The organism is Bradyrhizobium sp. CIAT3101 (assembly GCF_029714945.1).
In the GTDB taxonomy this organism is placed as follows: domain Bacteria; phylum Pseudomonadota; class Alphaproteobacteria; order Rhizobiales; family Xanthobacteraceae; genus Bradyrhizobium.
The window spans coordinates 4,535,583-4,549,949 of record NZ_CP121634.1; the positions used below are offsets into that span (position 1 = coordinate 4,535,583).

A 14,367-nucleotide genomic window follows, 5' to 3' on the forward strand; every position below is an offset into this window, starting at 1 on the left:
GTCGGTCACGCCGCCGCTTTGGCTGCGACGGGCGGATCGCCGGCCCAGGCGCGCGCGATCAGGTCGCGGATGGCGTTGCGCTCGAGCGGACGCGGATTCCAGTAGGCATTGGTGACGGCGAGATCGGCCGCCTTGTCGATGCCGCTTTCGGGCATGCCGATGTCGCGTAGCGCGACCTTGGCTCCCAGTCGCCTGGCGAGATCGTAGAGACCCTGGGCCGCATCTGCCGCACCGATTGCACGCGCGATCCGCGCCATCGCGTCAGGCACCGCGGGCGCGTTGTAGGCCAGCGCGTGCGGCAGCACGATCGTGTGCGTCTCGGCATGCGGCAGGTCAAACGTACCGCCGAGCGTGTGGCAGAGCTTGTGATGCAACGCCATGCCGACGGTGCCGAGACACACGCCGCACAGCCATGCACCGTAGAGTGCATCGCTACGCGCCGCGCGATCATCAGGCTTGGCCGCAATCGCGGGCAGCGCCCGCGCCAATGCACGGATGCCTTCCTCGGCCATCAGCGAGGTCACGGGATTGGTGTCGCGCGCGTAGAGCGCCTCCACCGCATGCGCGATGGCATTGATGCCGGAGGTGGCCGTGAGGCCGACCGGCAGCGTCATCGTCAGGTCGACATCGTAGATCACGGTCTCCGGCAGCACGGCGGTGTCGCGCACCGTGGTCTTCAGTCCGTTCTCGGTCTGGCCGAGGATCGGGGTCATCTCCGAGCCGGCATAGGTGGTGGGAATACAGAGCTGGTTGACGCCGGTGCGCAACGCGAGCGCCTTGCCAAGACCGGTCGTCGAGCCGCCGCCGAGCGCGACCACGCAATCGGCGTCGCAGGCCTTCATCGCCGCAATCGCATGCTCGGTCACCTCAACGGGCGTGTGCATGGTGGCGCCGGCAAAGATGCCGGCATAGAGCGGGCCCAACGCGGCACCGAGCGTTTTGCCTTGCGCTTCCTGCTGCGGCGTCGTCAGCACCAGCGCGCGGCGGCCGCCCAGGCGCTCGATCTCGGCCTTGGCCGAGGCAAGAGTTCCGCTGCCGAACACGACGCGGCAGGGCAGATTTTCAAAGGTGAACGAACCGATCATGCGCCGGTCTCTTTGACGGGATAATCGACCTGGAAGCGTCCGATCCGCAAGTCGCCGAGTTCCTCCCGCACCCGCAGATGTTCCGGATGGGTGGCGTAGGCCTTCAGGGCCGCGCTGTCGGTAAACTCGGAGACGAGGACAACGTCGCAGGCGTAATCGACATCGCTGATGTCAGCGCCAACCTCGATATGGGTGAGGCCATCGATCCGGCCCTTGAGGCCCTCGAACAGGGTTTTGACCTTGGCTCGAGCGGCCAAACGCTCAGCCTCGGTCTCCCCGCGCAGCCGCCACATCACGATGTGCTTGATCGGACCCGACATTTCCCAAATTTCCTCACCTGCGATCTTGCTTGTTGGCTCCATTTTGCCTTGCAGAAATCGGAAATAAAGGCCAAAAATCGTAAGTCTCTTTTCCACTATGAGGAAGAATGGACCGGCTTCTCCAGCTCGAGGTGTTTTCCAGGACGGCCGAGCTCGGCAGCCTCTCCAAGGCCGCCGACATCTTGCGGATGTCGAACGCGGCTGCGAGCCGGCACCTCAGCGCACTGGAGGAGCGGCTCGCGGTCCGGCTGATCGAGCGCAACACGCGCCGTCAATGGCTGACCGAAGCCGGACAGGAGCTGCTGCAGCGTTGCAGCACGCTGCTGAACGAACTCGCGGAGGCCGAGGACGCCGTCAGCGATCGCGCGCTCTCGCCCAAGGGCATGCTGCGCGTCACGAGCTCGCTGTCCTTTGCGATGATCTACATGGCGCCGATGCTGCCGGCGTTTCGCAAGCTCTACCCGAAGCTCGATGTGCAGATCATCGCCGCCAACCGCTATCCTGACTTCATCGAGGCCGGCATCGACGTCGCCATCCGCACGCGGGAGCAAGAGCCGGATTCCAACATCATCATCCGCCGCATCGGGCAGATGCGCCGCGTGCTGGCGGCTGCACCGTCCTATCTCGCGGCGCACGGCACGCCAGAGCATCCCGCCGATCTCGCGCGCCATGACATGCTGGTCTACAACCTCGCCAACGATCCCTATTCGCTGCGGTTGAGCCGGGGCAGCACGACGCAGACCGTTCGGATCGCGCCGACGCTCGACAGCAATGACGGCCAGATCATCTGCGGCGCCGCGCGCGCGGGGCTCGGTATCCTGATCCAGCCGCTCTACATCGTGCAGAGCGACATCGCAGCCGGCAAGCTCGTGCCGGTGTTGACGGATTGGGAATTGCCGCTGCTGACGATGAACGTGGCCTATCAGAACCGCGTCCGGCTGCCGGCGAAGATCAGGGTGTTTTCGGACTTTCTGGTCGATCACATCCGCGCGCATTCCGACGCCGGGATCTGGATCGAGGCGACGTAAAGGGCCTGCCGGGTCCTATTCGGATCGTCCCTGCAGCCGCGCGCGTCCGGCGGACGACGACCGCGATCGAGGAGCCGCACGCGGTTCCGGCGGGATAGAGCGCCTGGCTGCTTCGGCCTCGTGCTGTTCCTTGCGGGCCTTCCTCGCGTTTCGCATGGCGCGCTTGATGAAGGGATGTTGCGAGTCCTCGGCGAAGAACAGCACGACCTCGCAACCGGGACATTGCCTGGAATAGCCGTCCTGCAACCGTCCCGCGCGATCGCGAAACATCGTCTTGCAGCGCGTGCACTGGACCTGGACGAAACTCATGTGCCGATAACAATGACTATTGGAAATCGGCAGCCACGGTGAGCCGAATATCTGAAGAAAGCCTGAAAGCCGGTTGCGACTTTCACGCGCGTCTTGCGGCGCAACCGGCAGCAACCGCTATTGCTTCGCGGCGATCGCGTCCAGGCAGTGATTGAGATAATCGGTCCGATCGCGCGGCAGCACTTTCTCCAGATCCGCCTTCAGGGCGCATTCGCGCTGACGGATCTGCTCGGCGCGGCGTTTTTCGGCCGCTTCGCGGTATTCGGGTGCAACCTTGCTGGGATCGACCAAGCCTTGGGATCGGGCAGGCACCGTGACAAGCAGCGCGACGGCTGCGACAGCAATAAACTGATTCAAATGAGTCTCCGTAAAAGCGCTCATCCTAGCGCTTGGTTTCGGAAGGCTCAAACGGCAAGTGCGATGCGGGAAGTGTGATGGGGCAACAGCCAGCCCCGACCGACCCAGGCCGCCGGAGAGCCGGCTGTCAGACCTGACGACATCAATGTCTTCACGTGAGGTCCGTCACTTGGGGACGTGGTCGATCTTGTGCCCCAAATGGCCGGTGTCGTGGTCGCGCCGCAGCTGGCTCAGCGACGTCTCGTTCAACTGGTGCAAGACCTCACTGAGCTGGGTCGCGTCCGGATAGCCGGCCGCAAAACCCTTGCCGTAGATCTTGCGCAATGTGCCGACCAGCGTGTTGCCGTGCTTTTTGCTGATTGCGCCATCCTTGTCCCGATGGCGACCATCCAGGCCCGATTCCTTCATGGGTCTCTCCCTGTGCGGCGTCTGCGCGCCTCGCCGAAGGGTGCGCCCAAATGAGTTGATTGGCAACGACGTGGCTCGTGCGAGTTGAGGACTGCAAGAGACAGACGCCAAAAGAGCCCCGCGCTCCCGGGCGCGGAGGTCTCATTTTCGGTTACGATGCCGAAGGTGCGGTTAGGCTGCCTGCTCCTCAAACGAGGTGTAAACCCGGCCATGGGGATCGACGATCTGAACGTCGCGGCAGCCGTCCTGGATCAGCTCCCTGGCCTTCTTGAGGGCGGCGGCGAGAGACTCCCGCTTCAGGTTGACGACGCCTGCCGTGTCGAAACCGGTGATTTCAAACATGCCGCTCCTCCCGTTTGGTCGAATCCTACACCTTTCCAGCCGGTTGTCTTCTGGCTTTTTTCGACGGGACGCATGGAACTGGGGGCAGAATCCCGGCCCGTCGTGCCTCCGATCGACCATTTGATTTGGATCAAGCCTGCCGCTTGCTCGGCGCCGCTACGCTCGACGAGAGTGTGCCGTTCCGCAAGACACAGGTATCGAGCCGTGAAGACACTTCGCCAGTTTCTGCCCGCCGACGCCGTGGTCCAGCTCGTGATCCGGCTTGCGTTGCTGGGGCTGCTGATCATCTGGACGTTCCTGATCATCAAGCCGTTCGTGCCGATCCTGACCTGGAGCGCAGTGCTGGCAGTGGCGTTCTATCCGGTCTTCGGCTGGCTTGAGAAACTGCTCGGCGGCAGCCCGCGGATCGCGGCAGCCATTCTCACCTTGGTGATGCTCGGAATTGTCATCGGGCCGGCGGCGTGGCTGGGCTTGAGCGCCGTCGAGGGGATCAGGGATATCGCGAGCCAGATCAGCGCCGGCGATCTCGCGCTGAAGGCCGCTCCAGAGCAGATCAAGAGCTGGCCATTGATCGGACCGCAGCTCTACGATCTCTGGAATCTGGCCTACACCAATGTCCGCGCGGTGCTGCGCGAGGTGACGCCATATCTGAAGCCGCTCGCCGGGATCATGCTGTCTTTCGCCGGCAGCGCCGGCATCGGCACGCTCCAGTTCCTGCTGTCGGTGCTGGTCGCCGGAATCCTGTTTCCGTACGGTCCGCAACTCGCCGGCGCGATCCGCGGTTTCCTGTTCCGCATCGTGCCGGAACAGAGCGAGCATTTTCTGGAGCTTTCCGGGGCGACCATCCGCGCTGTGTCGCAGGGCGTGATCGGGGTTGCGATCATTCAGGCGCTGTTCGCCGGTATCGGTTTCAAGCTCGCCGGCATTCCGAGCGCGGGTCTGCTGGCCGTGGTCGTTCTCCTGCTGTCGATCGTGCAGATCGGCCCGGCCATCGTGCTCATTCCCGTCGTGATCTGGATATGGATGGACAAGGACGTGATGATGGCACTGCCGCTGACGATATTCTTCGTCATCGTCGGCGTTCTCGACAACATCTTGAAACCGCTGGTGATGGGACGCGGGTTGACCACGCCGACGCTCGTGATCCTGATCGGGGTGATCGGCGGAACGCTCGCGCATGGCATCATCGGTCTCTTCATCGGGCCGATCATTCTCGCCGTCGCCTGGGAACTCGCGGCCGCCTGGATCCGCATCGAGCGCGTCGCGCCGGCGGAGGTCAACGAGGTGCGCGATGTCGCGACCGACGCGACCTTGCAGCACCATTGACCTGGATTGGCGCGGAGGCATCGCACGTCAAATTCCGAACCTTCGTGACTGAAAGCAAACGTTCCAGCCAAAGGCCATCCTCAGATCGGTTCTCATGATATTGCAGCTGGCAGTCGGCGCACTGGTGAGCGCGATCAATATCGGTATTCACGCGCTGGTCACCGTCGTTGCCGTGGCTATTGCGCGCAGCGCCGGGCTCCGAAGAACCGAGCGACCGAGATTGCTTCTGATGGGCGTGATGGTTGCGACCACCGCGGTGCTGAATCTCGCGCACACAGTGGAAGTCCTGGTATGGGCTTGGACATACGACATCGTCGAGGCCGCGGCCTCGCCCGATAGCGATCTGCTCTATTTCGCCTTCGTCAACTACACGACGCTCGGCTATGGCGATATCACGCCGGTGCAGGCGTGGAGGTTGCTCGGTCCGCTGACCGCCATGAACGGCGTGCTGCTGTTCGGCTGGTCAGCCGCAATCCTGTTCGAGGTATTGCGCAAGACGCTCGACCATGTCGGACTTACCCGAGACGACCTCATCCCATGAAAAGGACAAGCGCCGTGAACGCCACCGGCAACGCGCCAAGGACGACGATGGCGATCCGAAATACGATCTCGTTCGACATGGATCGAGGCTAGCATTGAGGGGAGCCGGCGTGATGTGCAGTTTGTGCCACCCCGGCATCACCGGGGTATCGGAGGTGGCACGATCGGTCCTGGACAGTGCGTCGCGCACGGTCCAGTCAGTCGTTTCCGGCTGGATCAGGGCTGCAGGTCGAGGCTTGCGAGCTGTTCCCGGTCCAGCAGCACGATCTGGCGCTGGGTATTGCCGATGAAGCCGAGAATGCCGAGTTCATGCAGCCGCGACAGGGCGCGGGAGACTGTCTCCAGCGTCAGGCCAAGATAGTCGGCGATATCGCGCCGGGACATCGGCAGCGCCATCACGCCGGCCGCCGTCAACCTCTTGTCCATCTCGAGCAGGAAGGCCGCGACCCGTTCCAGCGAGGTTTTGCGGCCGAGCAGCAGCATGTGGTCTTCGGCGTGCTGGAGATTGTTCGTGGTCATGCTCAGCAGATTCTTCGCCACCATGGCGTCGCTCTCGGCCACGATCTCGAGGCTTTGCCGCTTGACGAGGCGCACATGGGTATCGACGATCGCCTCTGCCGTGAAGCGGTGCTCTCCACCGTTCTCCAGGCCGAAGACGTCGCCGGCGAGATGAAAGGCGCCGATCTGCCTGCGGCCGTCCGACAGCAGCTTGTAGCTTCGCACTGCACCAGACTTGACCTGATAGACATAGTCGGCGGGCTCTTTCTCGCCGTAGATTTCACTGCCTTTCTTGTAGGAAAATTCGCTTAAATTGACGAGCGAGTTTGATGCGCTGGTCATTCCGAGATCACGGAGAGAATTGGGACGCGGGGCGGAATCAGTCGTGATACGAACGAACATGGCCAACTCCTCAGCTCATCGCCGAATTGGTCTGTCAGACTGAACTCATTGCGTTCTTTGCGGGGAATGTGCCGCGCTATCCCACTCCCGCCGAAGTTGATTTACGACCAAGGACGCATTTCAAACCATTGTCCTAAGGTGCATGGTACCAACGGACACCGGCGGGCGTTCGTTGCGCAGATTGAGAAAGCATTATCCGCGGCCTGGAATGTATCCCGTTTCGAAACACGTGCGACGATTGTCAAACCGTTTGACAAGATGCCGAGAACGTAGCGGACTTCGTCCAGTCTTGGTGGCTCTGGCGAGAGGTGAGGGTGCCCGCTCTGGTTCATGTGGTCGATGACGACGCTTCATTCCGGACGGCGATCGAACGCCGGCTGAAACTCGCGGGCTACGATGTTGCGACCTACGCAACCGCTGAGGATTTGCTCGACGCCGAACTCGATGATGCGCAGCCGGGATGCATCCTTCTCGACGTACGGATCCCCGGGCTGAGCGGGCCCGATCTGCAGGGCCGCCTGATCGCGCAGGGCTCGACGTTACCGATCATCTTCCTGACCGGGCACGCCGACACGCCGACCACGGTGCGAGCGATCAAGGCTGGCGCGGAGGATTTCCTGACCAAGCCGGTATCGTCAGAGCAATTGCTCGACGCGATCGAGCGTGCCCTGACGCGGCAGAATGCAGCTCGTGCGCAGCGCGGCAAGCTCGATACGCTGCGCGCACACCTTGCAACGCTGACCCAGCGCGAGCGGCAGGTGTTCGATCTGATCGTGCGCGGCAGGATCAACAAGCAGGTCGCGCATGAGCTTGGAACGACGGAGCGCACCGTGAAGGCGCACCGGCACCAGGTGATGGAGAAGATGCAGGTCCATTCACTTGCCGAGCTCGTTTCGGTCGCTGAGCGCCTTGGAATGCTCGATGCGAACCGCGATTAGCTGATTTTCTGTCGCCGCGTAGTTCCCGCGATGTGACTTCCCAAAGGGACAATATGAAAGCCGGCAGCGAGATGTTGCCATGCATACGTGATGGATGTGCAGCCGCGCCCGGTGCGCGATTGAAGCTGCGCAACGTTGTCACCGTTGATGCTGCGCGAGAGGTGGATGCCGTGTCGATGCGCCAGTCCGTCTTCATCGTCGATGACGATCCATCCATCCGCACCAGCCTGTCCAGATTGCTGCGTGAGCACGGCTTCGCCGCGACGCTGTTCGAGTCCGCGAACGCGCTGCGCGATCACGGCCATTTCGACGAGGCGATCTGCATCGTTCTTGACATCAATCTCGACGGTGTGTCCGGCATCGATCTGCGCCGGAAACTGGCGGAGACGGGCGTTGAGGTGCCCGTCATCTACATTACCGGAACCGACAGCGCGGCAAATCGGACCGCCGCGATTGCGTCCGGTTGTGTCGCCTACCTGGCGAAGCCGTTTTCCGCGCAGTCCCTGATCGAGTCGGTGACGCGGGCATCGGCCGCCGCTTAGGGGCGCTTGGGCGGCTTATTCGTCGACATATTGCTCCAGCGTCTTGGCCGGTGCGCCCTTGTGAGCCGATGCGAACTGGATCAGCGGTATCGAAGTCGTCAACGCCAGCAGATTGGAGTCGACGGTCTCGAGGGTCAGCGTCTTTCCGGCCTCCATCTGCTCGATCATCCCGGTTTGCGCGACGTCGGCCGCGATGCAGGCATTGGTCAGGCACCAGGTATATGGCACGCGGACCGGAGTGCCTTGGTCGACGGTCAGCTTGGCCGGCTGCTGCAGATACACGCCAACGGGTACGAAGAGCTGAAGTCGTGCCGTCGGGGTGCCGTCGCGCTCGATCAGGTCGATGCGCACCGCCAATTGACCCGTCGGGAATTTACCCGTGATCGACGTCCGGCACAGCATCGGCGCGCCACCCGCCTTGAAGCACAGCTTCTGCCAGTCGCCATAGGTGATGTCCTTGGCCTCGCGCTGACCGCGTGTTGCGACTTCGGCAGGCTTATCTGCCTGTGCGGCGAGACCTGGCAATGCAGTGGTTGCGGCGATGGCGGCGGCAAGGGCTGTGAGATAGTCACGGGCGCTAAACATGATCGCGTCTCCGGGAACTGGGATCTATTTTTGTGTATCGAGGAATTTGCTCACGAGGGGCGACCAGAGCGGGATCGCGTCCGGTGAGCCGATGAAGAAGTGACCCTCGTTGCCGAATGGCGGCATCAAATGGTACTCGGCCTTGCCGCCGGCGGCCGTGAAGGCGGCACGCATGCGCTTCGACAGATCGGGACCGAAGAACGTGTCATTCTCGATGTAGATCCACAGCATCGGCACGCGCGAGGTGCTACCGAAATCTGCCGTAGCCTCGACCAGCTTGTCGGGTGCACAATTGTTGTTGGGTTTGCCGTCGACGCGACCGCCGCGGCCGCCGGCGAAGACGATGATCGCCTTCACCGACGGCGGGTTCACGCTCGACAGAGCGATCGCCGCCCAGCCCCCGGCGGATTGGCCGACCACGATCACATCCTTCGGAATGATGCGCTTTTCGGCGGCCATGTAGTCGATGATCCAGAGATCGACTTGCGCGATAGCGAGCCCGGCATCGTGGAAGTTGGGATTGATGCATTTGCCGATCTTGGAGAAGAACGGGCCGTAGATCGCCCGTTCGGGGATATCGATCGCGGCGGCGCCATAGCCGCTTCCGACCGGCGCCACCACCAGATAGCCGCGTTTCGCGAACCATTTCGCGGCGTCGCGGAATTCGACCAGTGGAAAGAAACTGCGGTCGGTCGGGTTCAGCGAAACGCCGTGGTTCATGATCACCAGTGGGAATGGGCCGTCGCCGACCGGGCGGACCAGATAAGCGAACATCGGCAGCGGCAGCGGAAGGGCCCAGATCTCCTCCTGGATGCGGACGTCGTCCTCGGCGCGCGCGGGGACGGGAACAATCAAGAGGACGATGAGGGCCGTTACCAAACGGCGGAGGAATTCAGGCATGATTGCGGTTTCCTCGGGCGCGGTGGCGCGATTTGATTGTCGACGGGGAGAGATTGCTTGATCCAGATCAAGCTTCGACGTCGACCCGATGACGCCTATGAATGGATGAAGAACCTGCGATAGCTGGCGATGTCGTCACCGCGCTGCTGATCGTTGCCGCGTTGCGAGGTCTCTCGTCGGGAGGAGGGGGATGGCCGAGCCTTCTGATCCAGGTTGGACACGCTTCTTTCCGCCGTTCGGCTGGCTCGCCGCCTATCGACGCGAATGGCTTCCTTTCGACGCCGTCGCGGGCGTCACGCTCGCCGCCTACGCCATTCCGGTCTCGCTGGCCTACGCGGCGCTCGCCGGCCTGCAGCCGCAGATCGGCGTCTACGGCTACATGCTTGGCGGCATTGGCTATGCCTTGCTCGGGGCGTCGCGGCAGCTGGCGATCGGCCCGACGTCGGCGATCTCTCTGATGATTGCGGCAACCGTCGGCGCGCTCGCCGGCGGCGATGCCGTGAAGTATGCGCAAATCGCGAGTCTTGCGGCGTTCGCTGTCGCGGTGCTGTGCTTCATCGCCTGGCTGTTCAAGCTCAGCGTGCTTGTCCGCCTCGTCAGCGACAGCATTTTGGTTGGCTTCAAGGCCGGCGCGGGGCTCACCATCATCATGAGCCAGCTGCCGAGCCTGTTCGGCGTCGCCGGCGGCGGCCACAATTTCTTCGACCGCGCGTTCAAGCTGGCTGGGCAGCTCGGCCATCTTGATCCGCTCGTGCTGGGGATCGGCGCGGTCGCGCTGTTGTTGCTGTTGCTCGGCGAACGACTGCTACCGGGCAAACCGGTCGGCATCACCGTCGTGGCGCTGGCGATTGTGGTGGCAACCGTGTTCGGCTTTCCGGGCCTTGGTGTGCCCGTTACCGGGAAGATACCGGAAGGGCTGCCGTCGCTGGGGATGCCGACCTTCGGACTGTTGGAGTTCGACGATCTCTTCCCGCTCGCTGCCGGCTGCGTGCTGCTGGCTTACATCGAGGGCGTCTCGGCGGCCCGGAGCTTTGCCGCCAAGCATGGCTATCCCCTCGACGTCCGACAGGAATTTTTGGGACTGGGTGCGGCGAACCTCGCGGCCGCCTTCGGCCACGGCTATCCCGTCGCGGGCGGGCTGTCGCAATCGGCGGTCAACGACAACGCCGGTGCGCGAACACCTCTCGCTCTGCTCATCTGCTCCGTGACGCTCGGGCTGTGTCTGCTGTTCTTCACGGGACTGCTCACAAATCTGCCCAAGGCCGTGCTCGCCGCCATCGTCTTTGCCGCCGTCTACAAGCTGGTGGATGTGCGCGCGCTGATACGGATGTGGCAGGTCAGCCGGATCGATTTCCTGGCAGCGTCGATTGCCCTGATCTCGGTACTGCTGCTTGGCATCCTCCAGGGTGTCCTGCTGGCATCGATCGCGTCGATCTTCCTGCTGCTGGCGCGGGCCTCGCGGCCGAACGTCGCATTCCTCGGCCGCCTGCCTGGCACCGGCCGTTATTCGGACAGCGCGCGGCACGCGGATGTCGAGCCGCTGGTCGGAATCATCGCATTCCGGCCCGAGGCCTCGCTGCTCTACATCAATGCCGAGACGATTCTGGACACGGTCCTGAGCACGCTCAGGCGTTCGCCGGGCATCCATCTGGTCGCCTGCGACCTCTCGGCGTCGCCCTATATCGATCTGGCCGGCGCACGGATGCTGCATGATCTCCATGACGAGCTCGCGTCACGCCGGGTGACCCTCTGCATCGTCGGCGCGCATGCACAACTGCGTGACCTCCTGCGCGCCGAGGGGCTCGGGGAAAAGACCGACAGCCGGCAATGGCTGCGCTCGCTCGACAGCGTTCTCGGCGATGCCAAGGGCGATCCGGCTCAGAGGACGGCCTGATGCGGCGTACTGCGATGCGAACTGCGACGCTTCGCGTCCTGCGGAATGCGCGCGACCGTTGACTTGGATCAAATGGAGCGACCGGCGCCGAAAGCACGATCCCGCATCACCTTCCCCAAAAAGATCGGGAGAGACGCATGGCCAAGGATACGAAGATCGCGCAGAAGCGCATCGACCAGTTCTTTTCCGGGCCCGGAGCGCGCGCCGACGATTGGCGTGATCTGGTTGAGGCCGCAAAAGTTTGGGCGCGCGGCGGCGATCGTGCCGCCTATGACGCGGCGCTGGCGAGCCTGTCGGTGACGGAAGAATTCCACGGCTATCCCGGCCTGCAATTGATGGCTTCCTTGCGCGAAGCAGCCGCGGCCGGGGATGCGGCCGCGTCGCTGTCGCTTGCGACCCGGATCACCCAGGCTTTGGCGACGCGATCATTCCGCCAGCATGCCGGCGACTGGAATGCAAAGGACGATGGCAATGGCGATGCCCCCGAACTGGTGTCGCCCACTTTCGGTGCGCATAAGGCGCGCCGGCCCTATTTCGAAACACTGATCGTCACCGGCGTGTCACCCGGCCAGTGGCCGGCGCTGGCGTCCGAATGGCGCAAGCTGCGCCGTCCGGAGGACGCCTTCATCTACGAGCCGGTCATCGTCGGCAATCTGGAAGACGCCTTTTGCGCGACCATGCTCAATCCCAACCTCGGGGCCGTCGTCATCAACGAGGGCTTTGGCCTGCGCTCGCGCCACGATGCGCCGGTCCTGCGTTCGATGACCGCTGCTGCCGGCCTCAAGGACGAGTCCGATGCATCCGCGCTGCGGCTGGCCCAGATCATCAAGAGGGTCAGGCCCGAGCTTGATCTCTACATGATCTCGAATCGCGACGTCGAGGAAATGGCCGGCAATCCCGAGGCCAACGTCGTTCGCCGTATCTTCTATTCGGTGGAAGAGCTGCTGGAGCTGCATCTTTCGATCCTCGAAGGCATCCAGGATCGCTACGACACGCCGTTCTTCGACAATCTCAAGAAATACGCGCAGCGCCCCATAGGCACGTTCCATGCGCTGCCGATCGCCCGCGGCAAGTCGATCTTCAAGTCCGACTGGATCCGCGACATGGGCGAGTTCTACGGCCCGAACCTGTTCCTGGCCGAGAGCAGCGCCACCACCGGCGGCCTCGACAGCATGCTGGAGCCGACCGGCAACATCAAGAAGGCGCAGGAGAAGGCGGCGAGGGCGCTCGGCGCCGACCGCGTCTTCTTCGTCACCAACGGTACCTCGACGTCGAACAAGATGGCGGTGCAGGCGCTGCTGGCGCCGGGCGATATCGCGATCGTCGATCGCAACTGCCACAAGTCGCATCACTATGGAATGGTGCTGGCCGGTGCGCAGCCGCTCTATGTCGAAGCCTTCCCGATGACGGAATATTCGATGTATGGCGCGGTGCCGCTGAAGACGATCAAGCAGGCGCTGCTCAACGCCAAGGCCGACGGCCGCCTCGACCGCGTCAAGCTGCTCGACCTCACCAACTGCACGTTCGACGGCCACATCTACAACACCCGGCGGGTGATGGAGGAATGTCTTGCCATCAAGCCCGACCTGATCTTCCTGTGGGATGAGGCCTGGTTCGGCTTCGCGCGCTTCTCGCCGTTCCTGCGCCGCCGCACTGGCCTTGGCGCCGCCAACGAGATCGAGGCGTGGATGCGCGACCCGAAATCGGTCGCCGCCTATGAGAAGCAGCAGGCCGAGCTCGGCAAGAATCCGACGGACGAGGTGCTGCTCAAGACGCGCCTCATTCCCGATCCGCGCCAGATTCGTCTCCGCGTCTACCAGACCAACTCGACCCACAAGTCGATGTCGGCGATCCGGCAGGGCTCGATGCTCTCGGTCAAGGACGTCGAATTCCACACGGTCGAGCAGCAGTTCAAGGAAGCCGTGTTCACGCACGCCTCCACCAGCCCGAACCAGCAGCTCATCGCCAGCCTCGATATCTCGCGGCGCCAGATGGAGCTGGAGGGCTATGGCCTCGTCGCCAACGCCATGGAGATCGCGTTCGCCATCCGCAACGCGGTCAACAACAATCCGCTGATCTCAAAATACTTCCATGTCCTCGGCGCCGACGCCATGGTACCGGCGCAATACCGCCAGAGCGGCTTCACCGACTATCTTGCCGCCGGCGTGAACTGGGCCAATACGCTCAAGAGCCTGGACGAGGACGAGTTCTGTCTCGACCCGACCCGCATGACGCTGGTGTGCGGCACGGCGGGTTTCGACGGTACCCAGTTCAAGGGCATTCTGGCCAGCGAGTACAACATCCAGGTCAACAAGACCTCGCGCAACTCCGTGCTGGTTCAGTCCAACATCAACAACACCCGCAGCGATGTCGCGCATCTCGTGCGCGTCCTCGCCGAGATCGCGGGCGAGGTGGACCGCGGGCTGGCGCAAGGCGGCGCCAATGCGCGCCAGACCTTCGAGGCGCGGGTCAAGAGCCTGATGAAGGACGTGCCTGATCTCCCGAACTTCTCGCACTTCCACCCGAGCTTCCGTGGCGATGCCGGCACCAAGACCAACGAAGGCGACATTCGCAGCGGATTCTATGCCGCCTATGACGTCGCCGGCTGCGAGCATATCCGCCTCAACGATCCCGAGATCGATCGTCGTCTGAAGGCTGGTCCCGAGCTCGTCTCGGCCAATTTCGTGATCCCGTACCCGCCGGGCTTCCCGATCATGGTGCCGGGTCAGGTCATTACCCAGGAGACCATCGACTTCATGCGCAAGCTCGATGTGAAGGAGATCCATGGCTACGACGCAAAGGAAGGGCTGAAGCTCGTGCGCACGGAAGCGTTGGGCAAGATCGGCCGGCCGAAGCCGGGCGCGCAACCGAAGCTCAAGGCCGCGTCATAGCA

General features: G+C 63.2%; 16 protein-coding genes. 7 read left to right on the top strand and 9 right to left on the bottom strand.

Annotated features, from left to right (window positions below):
- Positions 1–5 precede the first annotated feature (5 nt).
- Positions 6–1,085: a maleylacetate reductase gene (locus QA645_RS21420; protein ID WP_283052901.1), complete on the bottom strand. Its 1,080-nt coding sequence runs from the start codon at positions 1,083–1,085 to the stop codon at positions 6–8.
- Positions 1,082–1,405: a Dabb family protein gene (locus QA645_RS21425; RefSeq protein WP_283052903.1), complete on the bottom strand. Its 324-nt coding sequence runs from the start codon at positions 1,403–1,405 to the stop codon at positions 1,082–1,084. Before QA645_RS21425 ends, QA645_RS21420 begins: the two co-directional genes overlap by 4 nt.
- A 107-nt stretch (positions 1,406–1,512) precedes the next feature.
- On the opposite strand from QA645_RS21425, the gene QA645_RS21430 reads away from it, so the two are divergent.
- Positions 1,513–2,433 carry a LysR family transcriptional regulator gene (locus QA645_RS21430; protein ID WP_283052904.1) on the top strand — a complete coding sequence of 307 codons (921 nt, stop codon included), beginning with the start codon at positions 1,513–1,515 and terminating at the stop codon, positions 2,431–2,433.
- A gap of 15 nt (positions 2,434–2,448) precedes the next feature.
- On the opposite strand, the gene QA645_RS21435 is transcribed toward QA645_RS21430, so the two are convergent.
- The 4 genes from QA645_RS21435 to QA645_RS21450 form a co-directional block, all read right to left on the bottom strand.
- On the bottom strand, positions 2,449–2,856 hold the full coding sequence (locus tag QA645_RS21435) for a hypothetical protein (protein WP_283052905.1): 408 nt from the start codon (positions 2,854–2,856) through the stop codon (positions 2,449–2,451).
- A gap of 3 nt (positions 2,857–2,859) precedes the next feature.
- Positions 2,860–3,123 carry a hypothetical protein gene (locus QA645_RS21440; RefSeq protein ID WP_283052907.1) on the bottom strand — a complete coding sequence of 88 codons (264 nt, stop codon included), beginning with the start codon at positions 3,121–3,123 and terminating at the stop codon, positions 2,860–2,862.
- 141 nt (positions 3,124–3,264) lie between these two features.
- Positions 3,265–3,507, bottom strand: a complete 243-nt coding sequence (locus tag QA645_RS21445) for a hypothetical protein (RefSeq protein ID WP_254131584.1) — start codon at positions 3,505–3,507, stop codon at positions 3,265–3,267.
- A 171-nt stretch (positions 3,508–3,678) separates the two neighbouring features.
- Positions 3,679–3,849: a hypothetical protein gene (locus QA645_RS21450; protein WP_254131583.1), complete on the bottom strand. Its 171-nt coding sequence runs from the start codon at positions 3,847–3,849 to the stop codon at positions 3,679–3,681.
- A gap of 204 nt (positions 3,850–4,053) precedes the next feature.
- On the opposite strand from QA645_RS21450, the gene QA645_RS21455 reads away from it, so the two are divergent.
- The gene (locus tag QA645_RS21455) at positions 4,054–5,175 is read left to right on the top strand and encodes an AI-2E family transporter (protein ID WP_254131582.1); all 1,122 of its coding nucleotides are present in this window, start codon (positions 4,054–4,056) and stop codon (positions 5,173–5,175) included.
- Between the two features lie 94 nt (positions 5,176–5,269).
- Positions 5,270–5,716, top strand: a complete 447-nt coding sequence (locus QA645_RS21460; RefSeq protein WP_283052911.1) for a potassium channel family protein — start codon at positions 5,270–5,272, stop codon at positions 5,714–5,716.
- Positions 5,717–5,931: 215 nt separating this feature from the next.
- On the opposite strand, the gene QA645_RS21465 is transcribed toward QA645_RS21460, so the two are convergent.
- Positions 5,932–6,615 carry a helix-turn-helix domain-containing protein gene (locus QA645_RS21465; protein ID WP_254131581.1) on the bottom strand — a complete coding sequence of 228 codons (684 nt, stop codon included), beginning with the start codon at positions 6,613–6,615 and terminating at the stop codon, positions 5,932–5,934.
- 314 nt (positions 6,616–6,929) lie between these two features.
- On the opposite strand from QA645_RS21465, the gene QA645_RS21470 reads away from it, so the two are divergent.
- Positions 6,930–7,553, top strand: a complete 624-nt coding sequence (locus QA645_RS21470) for a response regulator (RefSeq protein WP_254193798.1) — start codon at positions 6,930–6,932, stop codon at positions 7,551–7,553.
- Between the two features lie 119 nt (positions 7,554–7,672).
- Positions 7,673–8,095 (top strand): response regulator, encoded by a 423-nt coding sequence (locus QA645_RS21475; protein WP_309143699.1) that lies wholly within the window; start codon positions 7,673–7,675, stop codon positions 8,093–8,095.
- A 15-nt stretch (positions 8,096–8,110) separates the two neighbouring features.
- Here QA645_RS21475 and QA645_RS21480 read toward each other — a convergent pair whose 3' ends face one another.
- Positions 8,111–8,680: an invasion associated locus B family protein gene (locus QA645_RS21480; protein ID WP_283052915.1), complete on the bottom strand. Its 570-nt coding sequence runs from the start codon at positions 8,678–8,680 to the stop codon at positions 8,111–8,113.
- A 24-nt stretch (positions 8,681–8,704) separates the two neighbouring features.
- On the bottom strand, positions 8,705–9,580 hold the full coding sequence (locus tag QA645_RS21485; protein ID WP_283052917.1) for a dienelactone hydrolase family protein: 876 nt from the start codon (positions 9,578–9,580) through the stop codon (positions 8,705–8,707).
- 190 nt (positions 9,581–9,770) lie between these two features.
- On the opposite strand from QA645_RS21485, the gene QA645_RS21490 reads away from it, so the two are divergent.
- Both QA645_RS21490 and QA645_RS21495 read left to right on the top strand, forming a co-directional pair.
- Entirely contained in the window at positions 9,771–11,474 is a 1,704-nt protein-coding gene (locus tag QA645_RS21490; RefSeq protein WP_283052919.1) for a SulP family inorganic anion transporter, read from the top strand.
- Positions 11,475–11,611: 137 nt separating this feature from the next.
- Complete coding sequence (locus QA645_RS21495; RefSeq protein ID WP_283052922.1) at positions 11,612–14,365, top strand: decarboxylase; 2,754 nt, start codon at positions 11,612–11,614, stop codon at positions 14,363–14,365.
- Positions 14,366–14,367 lie beyond the last annotated feature (2 nt).

Excerpts from the sequence above, each read along its gene's own strand:
- QA645_RS21420 (WP_283052901.1), bottom strand. The coding sequence starts at position 1,085 with ATGATCGGTTCGTTCACCTTTGAAAATCTGCCCTGCCGCGTCGTGTTC.
- QA645_RS21425 (WP_283052903.1), bottom strand. The coding sequence starts at position 1,405 with ATGTCGGGTCCGATCAAGCACATCGTGATGTGGCGGCTGCGCGGGGAG.
- QA645_RS21430 (WP_283052904.1), top strand. The coding sequence starts at position 1,513 with ATGGACCGGCTTCTCCAGCTCGAGGTGTTTTCCAGGACGGCCGAGCTC.
- QA645_RS21440 (WP_283052907.1), bottom strand. The coding sequence starts at position 3,123 with ATGAGCGCTTTTACGGAGACTCATTTGAATCAGTTTATTGCTGTCGCA.
- QA645_RS21445 (WP_254131584.1), bottom strand. The coding sequence starts at position 3,507 with ATGAAGGAATCGGGCCTGGATGGTCGCCATCGGGACAAGGATGGCGCA.
- QA645_RS21450 (WP_254131583.1), bottom strand. The coding sequence starts at position 3,849 with ATGTTTGAAATCACCGGTTTCGACACGGCAGGCGTCGTCAACCTGAAG.
- QA645_RS21460 (WP_283052911.1), top strand. The coding sequence starts at position 5,270 with ATGATATTGCAGCTGGCAGTCGGCGCACTGGTGAGCGCGATCAATATC.
- QA645_RS21465 (WP_254131581.1), bottom strand. The coding sequence starts at position 6,615 with ATGTTCGTTCGTATCACGACTGATTCCGCCCCGCGTCCCAATTCTCTC.
- QA645_RS21480 (WP_283052915.1), bottom strand. The coding sequence starts at position 8,680 with ATGTTTAGCGCCCGTGACTATCTCACAGCCCTTGCCGCCGCCATCGCC.
- QA645_RS21485 (WP_283052917.1), bottom strand. The coding sequence starts at position 9,580 with ATGCCTGAATTCCTCCGCCGTTTGGTAACGGCCCTCATCGTCCTCTTG.
- QA645_RS21490 (WP_283052919.1), top strand. The coding sequence starts at position 9,771 with ATGGCCGAGCCTTCTGATCCAGGTTGGACACGCTTCTTTCCGCCGTTC.
- QA645_RS21495 (WP_283052922.1), top strand. The coding sequence starts at position 11,612 with ATGGCCAAGGATACGAAGATCGCGCAGAAGCGCATCGACCAGTTCTTT.